This window comes from Scandinavium sp., from assembly GCF_036271055.1.
Taxonomy (GTDB): domain Bacteria; phylum Pseudomonadota; class Gammaproteobacteria; order Enterobacterales; family Enterobacteriaceae; genus Scandinavium.
In genome coordinates this window covers 460,164-473,310 of sequence record NZ_DATBBJ010000059.1, presented here as the reverse complement: position 1 = coordinate 473,310, position 13,147 = coordinate 460,164, and the positions used below count along the sequence as shown (strand labels likewise).

The 13,147-nt window shown below is 54.8% G+C and carries 4 protein-coding genes; 3 read left to right on the top strand and 1 reads right to left on the bottom strand.

The window, feature by feature from the left end; all coding sequences use genetic code 11:
• Window positions 1–117: 117 nt before the first annotated feature.
• Window positions 118–276, bottom strand: coding sequence for a hypothetical protein (locus VH187_RS10225; protein ID WP_329701334.1), 159 nt, complete (start codon window positions 274–276; stop codon window positions 118–120).
• A 279-nt stretch (window positions 277–555) separates the two neighbouring features.
• Between VH187_RS10225 and VH187_RS10220 the strand changes: the two genes are divergently transcribed.
• The 3 genes from VH187_RS10220 (at window position 556) to VH187_RS10210 (ending at window position 13,117) form a co-directional block, all read left to right on the top strand.
• A complete protein-coding gene (locus VH187_RS10220; protein ID WP_329701333.1) occupies window positions 556–10,275 on the top strand; it encodes an autotransporter-associated beta strand repeat-containing protein in 9,720 nt (3,239 codons plus the stop codon).
• A 116-nt stretch (window positions 10,276–10,391) separates the two neighbouring features.
• The gene (locus tag VH187_RS10215) at window positions 10,392–11,999 is read left to right on the top strand and encodes a mechanosensitive ion channel family protein (protein WP_414713922.1); all 1,608 of its coding nucleotides are present in this window, start codon (window positions 10,392–10,394) and stop codon (window positions 11,997–11,999) included.
• Window positions 11,996–13,117, top strand: a complete 1,122-nt coding sequence (locus VH187_RS10210; protein ID WP_329701331.1) for a BamA/TamA family outer membrane protein — start codon at window positions 11,996–11,998, stop codon at window positions 13,115–13,117. The genes VH187_RS10215 and VH187_RS10210 overlap by 4 nt, the downstream gene beginning before the upstream one ends.
• Window positions 13,118–13,147 lie beyond the last annotated feature (30 nt).

Genomic DNA, 13,147 nt, shown 5'->3' with positions numbered 1-13,147 from the left:
GATCAGGGATGCTTCAAAAAAATGGAGTATGCCGATCCAGAACTGGCGGCTGGCGATGAGCCGTTTTATTATCGAGTTCGGTGACCGCCTGAGCGATCACCTTTAATACGGTGGCAGTTACACAGAATTATTTACAGGGTCATGGAAAGTAATACTGCCGCCGCCGAATATCCGCAAAACCAGCCAGCCCGCAAAAATAATATTCAGGCACAGAAACCAGATATATCCCTTAACGCTTGCGATCGCCACTTCCCCGGTACTGTGCTTAATATCCATGAAATTACTCCAGATTCATCTGACGATGAGGATAGTTGATCCCCCCCGTCCGCTCAAATCCATCTTTAGGCATTTCCATTCCTTCGACCCAAACAGCCGTTTCTTTGGGCAGTTTGCGTTCCGCAAGTTAACCGCTGAGTAACAAGAAGCTGCATTTTTTCACATTCCGGAAGGCTTAATTAAGCAGGTTGTACTACTTTTACAAAAAGTAACAGTCCTGCCTGGTTGACCTGTATTCGCTTGATCTTCTTCAACTCATTGATTTTCCATGGAATGCGTATGAACAGAATTTATCGTTTGGTCTGGAGTCATGTTGCCGCTGCGTTTGTGCCCGTTGCCGAGTTTACTGCGGGGAAAAAGGGGAAATCTTCACGTTCAGCGAAACGTAAACTGTTGCTGAGTGGCCTATTGTTAGCAGGAAGTTTGCCTGGGCTTGCGACTGCAGAAAATGTGCAGTGGTCTACGGTCAGACCTGACTACAACTTTTCGACGGATCCTGATTTCAACTTTGATCAAGAGATCAGCACAGGTTATGCGTTTACCGTGGCAGGAAGTGGTGCACCGATTGGTACGCCGGTCGACTATGCTGCCGGAACCACGCTGGATATTCTCGGCCCCATTCCCTTGCTTCCGGATTTCACCAGCGGAAATGGGATTTCGGGCAGGAGTGTGTCAGTGCTTGAAGCCTTACCGGATGCAACGCTTCCGGAAGGTGGGCGTATTATCACCATAAATGCTAACGCCAACGATGAACTGGGCAGCCCTACACCGCCAGTCGCTATCACCCAGGACAATATCAATTCATACACATACTCGCCCGCGCCTGCGAATCCTCAGCAGGATCAGGAACTGAATGTCGAAATCCCTGGTCTGGAAGGTAGCAGCCAGGTCGTGAGCACCTACGATTCAACCACTTTTTCCTCCGCGGATGACACTGCCGTTGCGCAGATGATGTTGCCCGTTTATGACCCTAACTCTGTGCGCATTTTATATCAGTTCGGCATTGTGAATGTTGAGACCGGCGGTGGGACGGCCAATATTAATATCGGTGCGGATACCAGCGGCAGTACGCCGATTGCCGCCGCGGCGAATACTCTGGATTTACTGGCAAAAGGCTCAACGCTGGCAAGAGCCGATGGGGATGGCGTGGCGACAAGCAGCGTCAATTGGCAGTCGGATAATTACATCCACTTCCGACCGGCCGCCAATATTTCCCCCGATGTGCAGGCGGAGTCTGCTCAGAGCACAAAGTATGACTACGAGCTGACGCTGCCAAATTATGTCGAAGTGGCCGGGCGAGTGATTCAGGCTGGAAATAAAACCTTTGCCATCAAATCGTCGGCCGATATTGCTGACGTGAATGACTATCTCGTAGGACAAGGTGCATACGCTGGTAAATCACAGATTCAGTACTGGTTAACCGCTGGGGCGACGGTCAACAGCGAAGTGATTGATTCAACAATAGAAGCGCAGAATACCTACAATGCCATCATCACCGGGCTTTTAGCTCAGGCGCAAAGTACCTCTATCAATCTGGATTATCACATTTGGGAAGACCGCTTTGAGCACACGAACAATGCGACGCTCGGTCGTGGTGACCTGAGAGTCATTTATGCCGAAGGCGATAATGCAACGGGCACGGTAACCAGCTCCAGCAGCCTGGCTGTAGATGGCGCAACGGCGGTGATGGAAGCCTTTGATGATGCGACAATTACTAACAATGGGACCATCAACGCATGGAGCAGCAGCAGTCTCAGTCCTTATACGGTAGCAATGCTGGCAACGAGTGCCACTGCCACGAATAACGGCGTGATTAACGCGGGGTTATTTCTGGAAAAAACGGGCGTTAATCAGAACGTACATAACATAGGGTCTTTGGGCCTGATAGGGCAGAATTCCAGCACGATCACCAACAACGGTCATATCAACGTTGCGGTCACTGACAGTGCTACTCATACCGCTTTCGGGATAGGTGCGTCAGGAGACACGACGGCCATCAACAGTACGGGGGCGACGGTCGCGCTGGTCGGCAACAGTTTTAACGTGGATGGACATGGCGGGGGGTATGGTGCCTACATTGAGCAGAATGCCACCTTCACCAACCGCGGGACGATTTACATCGGTAGTACGCCGATAATCTCTTCAACAGCACCTTCTGCGGTTAACCTGGTGGGAAGCGGGGATTTAACAGCAGGTATTTATACCAGCAGTTCAGGCGCAGTTGAAAACGCAGCCGGTGGGACTATTTCACTGCTGGCGAACACGCGTAATGCCGCAGGCATGATAGCGAGAGATAACGATGGCGCTGTCACCAACAACGGCACGATTACGGTGTTGGGAAAACTGACCGCCGGGGCAGCGGCTGCCAACTACGGGATGTATGTGCAGGATAATACTGGTGTCGTGACCAACAATGGCACCATTCTGGTACAAGGCGACAATAACATCGCGTTGAATATTCTGGCGATGAGCAACGATGCCAGCCTGACCTCGACGAACAACAGCCATATCACCGTCGGTAACGCAGGGGATACCGGCGGGAGCGATAATAATCCTTACACCTATCGCAACTACGCCGTTTATGCCGAAGGGCTAAACGGCAATGCTGCAACCGTTGAGCTGGACTCCACGATTCGCCTGCTTTCGGCGGGGGCGATTGGCGTTCACGCGCGCGGTAACGCCACAATCAATATCGGTAACAACTCCACGCTCACGTTTGAAAACCAAAAACAGATTGGCTATTACGCCTGGGGACAAGGGGCGAACATCAATATTAGCAACCCTACGATCTCTGACAGTGCGCAAGCCGGGTCAATTCTGTTTGCTGTCGACAATGGGGCTATTTTTACCGGTTCAACGACCGGCGGGAATTACAGCCTGAATGTGAGTGGTAACGGCTCAACAGGCGTGTTTGCGAACGGTGTGGACGACCTCAACAACAACGACGACAGCGACGATGTACCGACGCAAATGACCACGGGTGACGCGAATATCGTGGTCAGCGGTCAAAATGCCGTGGGCGTGAAAGTGACTGGCGGTGCGGCGGGCAACATCAGTAATGGCGCTATTCAGTTGACCGGCAATAACACTACCGCGGTGTTAGTGGATGGTCGCGATTACGGCATCAACGGCGATGTTAGTGATACTTCAAGGGCGACCGATGTCGTGTCCAGTGCGGTGATTGGTTCTGCCGCAGGGCAAAGTGGCATAACCGGTTATGACGTATCGAATCTCGGTAACCTGACGCTGAATAGCGGGGCGAACATCAATCTGCTGGGGGATAACAGCACCGGGATCCGTCTGCATGATAATGGACAGGCAAGTGTGGCAGGGGATACGACTGTCAGCGTGGCGGGCAGCGGCAATATCGGCGTCGATATTCAAAACGCCGGTACGCTAACGAACAATGGAACGATCAGTGTTTCTGGGGCTACGGGTAGCAATAATGTTGGTGTGCGTGTGCAAGGTAGCGGGGCGGTGGTGGACAGACTCGGCATCGTCAACGCCACTGGCGGTAAAGCGGCAGTAGAGCTGACCGGTAACGGCGCAACGCTGACGGTCAATGGCACCGGCAACCACATTACGGCTGGGGGCGGTGCCGATGGCGTGCTGATTGACAGCACGGGGGTATCGTCATTTACCGCCAGCGACACGCAAATCGATTTGACCGGCAGCGGCGCGGGCATTAATAACAACGCCAGCTCCAGTAACGTCAATCTCAATGATGTGACCATCAACGCGGCCAATGGCCCGGCTATTCGTACCGCCGTAACCTTCTCGGCAGAAGGCAGCGGCAACGTGCTGAATGTGAGTGGCAGTGGTAGCGGGTTTGCCTTTATGAAGGCTGACGGGACAGCGACGACAGGTAATCTGAGTATCGGCAATGGCTATACCATCAACGGTAATGGTGCAAACAGCGTTGGCGTGCTGGCAAAAACCAATGGTGCGGTCAATTCAGGCACCAACATCACTATGGCGTCATCGGCGGGGGCAGCCATTGATGCGACAAACGCCAGCAGTTTGGCCAACAGTGGCACAATCCGGACCTCCAGCAACACCGGTAGCACGATCCTGGCAGCGAACACCAGTGCATTCAGCAATACCGGGACCATTAATTCAAGCAGCACCACTAATGCCAGTTCATTGATTGTTCTGAACGGCACCGCCGCCAATCGCACCATCACGAATACCGGGGAGATCACCAGTCTGAGTCAAAACGCGACGCTAATTAATGCCACCGGGAGCGCGAACAACACCGTCACCAACAGCGGTGCGTTGACGGCTGCATCATCGACCGCGCAGGCGATTATCACTGGCAGCGGCAATGACATCATGAACCTGAGCGGCGGCTCGACGCGCGGAGAAATTACGCTCGGCAGCGGCAGCGACCGTTTCAACTGGACCAGCGGCCTGTTCAACGGCGGCGTGACCTTCAGCGGAAATGACGGGCGGGATAACGCCACCGTCGGTGACGTCGATATCAGCAATACCACGCACATTCGCAGTCAGGGCGGAACCGGCAGTACGTTGACGTTTAACGGCACCCATGATGGCACCGATCCGGCGGTGATTGGTTCGCTGGCGGCGGACGATCTGACGACCGGTACTAATATCGGCACGGGCTGGAGCACCCTGACGCTGAATGGCGCGGCGACCGATATCCGGGTGGCGAACGATTTGACGCTTTCTGGCACGCCTGTGATTAACGTGAATAATGGCGCAACGCTGCGCAGCGGCGACAGCGCGACACTCGCCGGGCAGGCGTCGATTCATAACTACAATATTGCTACCTCGGGGGCTGACAGTCTGGTCTCCTTTGATGGCGGCAACCAGACTTACAGCGGCGTGATTTCCGGTACAGGCGGTATGGAGCGTGTGGGCGGCCGGAGCACCATTCTGCTCGGCAATAACACTTATACCGGCAACACGCTGATTGGTGGCGATGCCGAACTGGCGCTGGGCAACGGCGGCACGACCGGCCTGCTCTCAACGCAAACCAACATTACCGATAACGGTAAGCTGACGGTTAACCATTCCGACAACGTGGCGCTGAATGGCAATATCAGCGGTAGCGGCGCATTCCGCCAAATCGGCACAGGGATAACCCGCTTAGGTGGAACCAACAGCTACGCCGGAACCACTACCGTTGAAAAAGGTACATTGCTGATTAACGGTGTGCAAAGTGGGGCTGGGCTAACAACCGTCTACAGTGGCAGCACGCTTGGCGGGAATGGCACAATCGGCGGGAATGTTCTGTTCCAGAGCGGTGCGGCGACCCTTAAACCGGGCGATGACACTCAGGGCAACGGTACTGGCACTCTAACCATCAACGGCAATTTGACGCTGGCGAACGATACCACCAGCCGCTTCCAGCTTGGGAAGGCATACACGCCGGGCGGTGCGTTGAATGATTTGGTACAGGTGAACGGTAATCTGACGCTGGACGGTACGTTAAATGTTGATTTGACCAGCGGCGGTACGTTCCTGCCCGGCGTCTATCGCCTGTTTAACTACACCGGAGCGCTGAATAATCAGACCATGAATATCGGCACATTGCCGCCGAATAACGCCGTCAATTACGCCATCCAGACCAACTTAGCCAACCAGGTGAACCTGGCACTGAACTTTGTCGATCCTTCCCAGCAGTTGCAATACTGGGATGGTGATGACCCTATTAACCACGGCGGCGGCGGCGGGCTTGAAGGTAACGAAGAGGTTGACGGTGGCTTTGGCTATTGGGTTGCCAGTATTGCCGGGGTGAGTAATAACTGGACTCAGAGCACTGGTGAAGGCAATGCTCCATGGGCGCCCGATGCATTTGCGGTATTTGAAGGTGCGTCCGGTGAAGTTCGCGTCAGCAATATTAACGGGCCGGTCATCACCTCCGGCATGCAGTTCACAACCGATGGTTATGTTCTGAATGCCGACCCGCTCCACCCCGATTCTCAGTTGCATATGGTGCCGACCAATCCACCAACGGATATCACGCCGGATAACGATTATGACGCTGAAAATGGCACCCATGCGGACAGCTATTTTGCCATTCGTGTCGGGGCGGGTGGCGATGGGGCCGGTACTAACACCACGATCAACGTCGATCTCGTACAAGACGATCCCGCCGCGCTGATTCGACTGCTGAAAACCGATCCGGGCCGCCTGATCCTCAATGGTGATAATAACTATTTAGGTGGCACCGAAATCTGGAACGGCACGCTTCAGGTATCGAAAGACACCAGTCTCGGTAAGGAAGGAACCTTCGTCCTGCTCAAAAGCGGATCAGTGTTTCAGACTGGGGCTGATTTCACTACCGACCGTCCGTTCTTTGTCGATGGTGCGGGTGGCGGAACCTTTGATGTATACGGCCATACTTTTACGCCAACGGGCGTGATTGGCGGAACCGGGGCATTGACGGTTGTCGATACATCAGCTGGAACGGGCGACGGTGTTCTTGACCTCAACACGGTGAATACCTACCAGGGCGAAACCACCCTTACCGGTAAAAATGGCACCGGGACGTTAACCGTCAATGCAGGCGTAACCGGAGCGCTGGGCAGCAACGCCAGCAATACCGTCACGCTCACCGACGCGGCGCGTTTAAATTTCATCAACAGCGCCAGCGCACAGTCACATACGTTTGATGTCGACAATTCCACGCTGGCATTCAATGACAACACCAGTGCAGCGCAAAGCAAAATTGACCTCACGGGCGGCAGCGCATTCTTTGGCGGTTCAAGTAATGCGGGCAGTGCGAAGATTAACGTGGATGCGACTTCACGTCTGGGGATGTCAGGCAATGCTGACGGCGGAACGAGTGTGATCACCAACGCCGGAAGTACGGCATTCGCAGGTAATGCCCAGGCAGCAAATGCACGCATTGCCAACCAGAGCGGGGCGAATGTTTCTCTGGCCGATGCGTCCGGCAAAACCTCTGTCGGGTCATTGTCCGGCGCAGGCACGGTAGCACTTGGCGGCAAAACGCTGAGTGAAGGCAATCTCAATCTGAATGACACCATCAGCGGCCTTATTTCCGGCGTCGGCGGCGGACTGGAGAAAGTCGGCACCGGCATTCTGACCCTTACCGCCGATAACACCTTTACCGGTGCCACTTCTGTGCTGAAAGGCGCACTGCTGATCAACGGCGATCAAAGCGCGGCAACCGGCGCGACAAGCGTTGCCAGCAATGCGACGTTAGGCGGTGAAGGCACGCTCGGCGCCAACGTCAGCGTGGCAGATAACGGCCATCTGGCACCCGGCAAAGATCTGAGTAGCGTCGGCATCCTGACCATGAATAACCTGAGTCTGGCCGAAAATTCGCAGCTTGATTTCCAGTACGGTAAATCCAATGTGGCGGATGACAAAGATCCGTTGAATGACTTGCTGGTGGTCAATGGCGATTTGACGCTCAACGGCAAACTTAATATCACCCAGACCCCGGGCGGGAAGTTCGATGTCGGCGTGTACCGTGTGATTAACTACAGCGGAAACCTGACCAATAACAGCCTGTTGTTAGGCAATGTGCCGGATGCCGCGACTCAGCTATACGTGCAAACCTCTGTGGCTAATCAGGTCAACCTGGTCAACACCACCGGATTGTTACTTAACTTCTGGGATGGCACGGGCGGCACTAACGGCTTGCTGAAAAATAACGGCGCTATCAATGGTGGCGACGGCATTTGGCAAAACAGCCGTGGCAATGACAACTGGACCACGAACCAGACCGATCCTGAGGGCTCTCTCAACGCACCGTTCAGCGACGGCGCGTTCGCGGTGTTTAGCGGTAAAAAAGGCAACGTTACCGTGGATAACAGCCTCGGTGACGTGCTTATCAGCGGCGCGCAGTTCACCACCAATGGCTACGTGATCAACGACGGCGTGATCACCACTAACACCGCCGACACCGTTATTCGCGTCGGCGACGGCACTGCGCTTGGGAAGCTTTACACTGCCACCATTAATTCTGACATTACCGGCAGCGGCGGGATCGACAAAACCGACGTCGGGACGCTGGTGCTGAACGGTGACAACAGTTATCGCGGCGGCACCACTGTCGGCGGCGGCATATTGCAGGTGAGCGGGGATAATAATCTCGGCGCGGCGGGAACGGGCATCACGTTAGACGGCGGTACTTTCCGTTATGGCAAGGCGTTTGATACTTCGCGTGCGTGGACGTTAAGCGGCGATGGCGGCACTATCGACACCAACGATAATGACGTTTCTTTGCTCTCAGCAGTCAGCGGCAGCGGTGGTTTAACCAAAGCGGGCGAGGGCACGCTGACGTTGACCAAAGACAGCAGTTACACCGGGCTGACGACAATCCGCAACGGCACATTGCAATTGGGTAACGGCGGTAGCACCGGCAGCGCGACCGGCAATATTCTCAACCTCGATACGCTAGTGGTAAATCGCAATAACACGGTTGATCTCAACGGCGTGATTTCCGGCACGGGTGATTTTATTCAGCGCGGCAGCGGCACCACGGTGCTGAACGGCCTGAATAACTGGAGCGGCTACACGCTGGTGGAAAATGGCACGCTGTTGGCGGGCGGCATTTCGCGACTCAGCGCCAAATCAAGCCACATTGTTAGCCGCGATGCGACGCTCGATACCGGCGGTCGTAATCAGACGGTGGCGAATCTGGTTAACCAGGGCACGGTGAATTTGCGCGGCGGCAACGTTGGCTCGACGCTGACCGTCAATGGTAATTACGTCGGCATGGACGGCACGATAAAAATTGCCGCCCAGCAGCACAGCCCGGGCGTGGCCGATAAACTGGTGATCAACGGCGGCACGGCGACGGGCACTACGCGCCTTGATATCGATGTCAGCCAGCTTGGCGAGCCAACGACCGGCGACGGCATTATGGTGGTGCAGGCGCTGAATGGCGCGACCACTACAGCCCAAACCACCAAAGACGCATTCAACATCGGCAATGAAAAGCTGATCGCCGGAGCCTGGCAGTATCAACTGTTCGCCGGGAATGCAGGCGGTGCGGGAGAGGACTGGTTCCTGCGTGCGGGCTACAGCCCCGTTGTGCCAGGCTTTGATACCGTCGCGTCGATAACTCGTCAGGCGGATCTGTTCGTGCTTGGTACGCTGCATCAACGCGTGGGCGATGAACAGCCGTGGCGTGCGGATGTGCCGGAAGATCAGGAGGGGCGTTTCTGGGCGCGTTATCTGACTAAAACCGTCGATATCCACCTCGATGATGCGACCAACAGTAAAAGCCATTCACAGTACGACGGGATGCAGATCGGCCTCGATCTGTGGCAGAACGATCAATGGCGTACCGGTATCTACACTACGATCATGGATATCGACAGTTCCGTCAGCGGTAACACCGGGATGGGCGGCGGCTCGGCGTATAACTCAACACTTTCTACTTACGTGGGCGGTTACGCGACCTGGACCGACACCAACGGCTTCTATGTCGATAACGTGTTGCAGTACGGCTATCACTCGGTAGATCTGAAAAATCTCAGCGACAGCGAGACCTATCATCCGGACGGCAACACCGTCACTGCGTCGGTCGAAGTGGGTAAACCGTGGCAGCTCGGCGACAGCAATTGGGCCTTTGAACCGCAGGCACAGTTGGTCTGGCAGTGGAGCAACTTTGATGACGTGACCCTTAACGACGGCGCGGATACCCACGTTAGCACCGATGCTGACAGTGCGGTGATCGGGCGTCTGGGTGCGCGTCTGACCGCAGATTACGACACCAAAGTCGGCAAAGTGAAACCTTACGTGCGCGTGAACTACTGGCAGGAACTGAGCGGTGGCGATGATTCTGTGACCTACAGCAATGGCGCTAACAGTCATGGCAAAACGACCCTCAATGCCAGTCAGAAGTACAGTGCTACCGAGGCTGCTATTGGTGCGACCTGGACCGTCACCAATGATGTTCAGGCCTATACGGAAGTGGGACGTACCTGGGATAACGGCGGCGATACCAACATCGATGCGAACATTTCCGCATCCGTGGGCATGAAAATCCGTTTCTAAGGCGTCTTGAATTAGCCTAAGGCTGGTCTATGCTCAAAGCAGAGACCAGCCTTTTGCTTTTGCGCTCTGAATAATAACGATAATTTTCACTTCTGCGGGTATTGATTATGAACAGGATGCGGCATGTTTTACTGGCGTGGCTTTCTTTGCTGCTCGCGTTTCCCTTGCTGGCGGCGGAACCCCGTCTACAACCCACGGAGCAGGAGCGGGCGCGGACGGTCTACATTTTCCATCAGCCCATTGTTATGTTGCAGGCGACGTTTGGCCTGAGTACGCCGGAAGAGCGCGTGTTGCGCATTCGTAATACCCTTCGAGCCTTCACCCATGCGGATGTCAGTCAACCGCTGACCGTTGAATCCGTTACCCGCTATAACCAACCCGCACGTTTGTTCCTGATGAACGGCAAGCCGATCATGCTGCTGAGCCAGGCCGATCTCGATGAAGGGGATGATTTAACCCTCGATCAGGCGACGCAAAGAGTGCTTGCACGCATGGAGTTACAGCGTTCTGCGCTCAGCGAACAGTACAACACCGGCTATCTGTCGCTGGCAGCGGTGAAAGCCCTGCTGGGCGTCGCGGTATTGGGACTATTTTGCTACGGCGCATACCGCTCCTGGCGTTGGGTAAGACGCTATAACCGCAGGATGTTGCTCGAAAAACGCGGCATTATTCCGCCGAGCTGGCGGCGTTTTTTAGGTGCGATTGAATCCCGTTTATATGGCTTACTGATGATCTTGCTTGGGCTGGTGGCGGGATATGCCTGGCTCGGTTGGGTATTCAGCCTGTTTCCCTGGACTCGCGTGTGGGGGGAATCGTTGGGCGACTGGACCGTCAGGGTGCTGCAGAGGATCGCGCTGTCGATAGCCTCGGCGCTGCCTGGCTTACTTATCGTTTTGATTATCTTCCTGATTACCTGGTTTATTATTAAATTATTGAAGGTTTTACTTAATCAGGTGGCGGCAGGTAAAGTGCATCTCCCTGGTTTACATCCGGAAACAGTCGGCGCCACGCGCAAGCTGATTTCGGTGATGGTGTGGTTATTTGCGCTCTCTGCCGCTTACCCCTTCCTGCCTGGCGCAAATTCGCTGGCATTCAAAGGGATAAGCGTCTTTTTTGGCCTGATGCTTACGCTCGGCTCGGCGGGGGTGATGAACCATGCGATGAGCGGGCTGGTACTCACGTACTCCCGCGCATTACGCAAAGGTGACGTTATCCGCATCGCCGACAATGAAGGTCAGGTCAGCGAAATCGGCATGCTGGCGACCAAAATCATCACCCGCGAAAACTATGTAGTCACAGTGCCTAACGCGGTGGTGGTGAGCGGCAAAATTACCAACCTCAGCGCGCAAAATCATGGCGGCGGTGTGAACCTGACCACCGGAGTGACCATCGGTTATGACACGCCGTGGCGACAGGTGCATGCGATGCTCGAATTGGCGGCTCGTCGCGCTGATGGCGTCGATCAAACCCAGCCCCCGCTGGTGCGCCAACTGAGTTTGATGGATTGGTATATCTCCTACGAACTCCAGGTGCGGCTGATACCAGGGACATCGCTGGCGGTGGCGCGTAATGCGTTACACAGCAATATTCAGGACGTGTTCAATGAATTTGGTGTACAGATTATGTCGCCAAACTTCGTGTTGCAGCCAGAAGGAGCGGTAATGGTGGCGAAAGAGAATTGGTATGCGGCTCCGGCTGTACAGCCCGGTAGGCCCGAAGTATGAGGATGAAGTGTCTGGCCGCAATGTTATTGCTGCTCAGCTGCGGTCAGAGCTTTGCCGCCAGCCTGTTTGACCCGCAGGACGGCATGTTCGACATGAGTGACTACCTGCGCGATAACCGCTATGGCTTTTTGCCGATCCCGGTGGTGATAACCGAACCGGCGATTGGTTACGGTGGTGGGCTGTTTGGCCTGTTTTTACACGGTAAAGGCACGATGGACGGTGACCGTTTTATTCCTCCTAACCTGTCGGCCTTCGGCGGAGGAGCCACGGAAAACGGTAGCTGGTTTGTCGGCGGCGGTCATCGTCATACCTGGAATAACGACCATATTCGTTATCTGGTGGCAGGCGGCTACGCCAATATCAATCTGGATATTTACAGCGGCGATGTACTTGGCTTTGGCAATAATAAGGCCATTAACACCAACACCAAAGGCTACGGCGGCTTGCAAAAATTGCAGTTCCGCGTAGCGGATTCCCCGGTCTTTTTAGGGGTTTCGCAGTTTTATGCCCATACCGATATTTCCGCAGACAACAAAATTATTAATGCCGCCTGGCAGCGATACTTTGGCAATGAGAGCACCTCGTCTGCTGTCGGGCTGCTGGCGGAATATGATACGACGGATAATTTTTTCTACCCGCACAAAGGGTTGTCACTCAGCGCCGAGTACCGTTTTTATAGCTCGTTTCTGGGAGGCGATTACCGTTACAATCAGTTAACATTGGACGGGAAATACTTTTTGCCGCTTAGTTCGACCGTCACGCTGGCAATTGCAGGCAACTATCAGTCGTTGACCAACAGCGATCAGCATCTGCCGCCAATGGCGCGACCGGATATTAATTTGCGTGGGATCTCACGCTATCGCTATCAGGGCGATTATGTGGCGACGGCGCAAACACAGCTGGCCTGGCAGGTTACACCGCGCTGGATCCTGCAAGGCTTTGTCGGCGCAGGCAGTGTTGCGGATGACAACGACGATTTATTCACGACCAGTGAAGTGGCCTGGGGAACCGGTTTCCGCTATCTGGTAGCGCGCCAGTATGGGTTATACACCGGTATCGATGTCGCCTTTAGCGAAGGCGATCAAGCGGTCTATTTTAATGTTGGCTCCGGTCTGTAGTCGGGGCAGTGCTCAAATGAGAATAAGATG

What these genes read in the sequence shown, in the direction of transcription:
- VH187_RS10225 (WP_329701334.1), bottom strand. Translation starts at nt 276, where the DNA reads ATGGATATTAAGCACAGTACCGGGGAAGTGGCGATCGCAAGCGTTAAG.
- VH187_RS10210 (WP_329701331.1), top strand. Translation starts at nt 11,996, where the DNA reads ATGAGGATGAAGTGTCTGGCCGCAATGTTATTGCTGCTCAGCTGCGGT.
- VH187_RS10215 (WP_414713922.1), top strand. Translation starts at nt 10,392, where the DNA reads ATGCGGCATGTTTTACTGGCGTGGCTTTCTTTGCTGCTCGCGTTTCCC.
- VH187_RS10220 (WP_329701333.1), top strand. Translation starts at nt 556, where the DNA reads ATGAACAGAATTTATCGTTTGGTCTGGAGTCATGTTGCCGCTGCGTTT.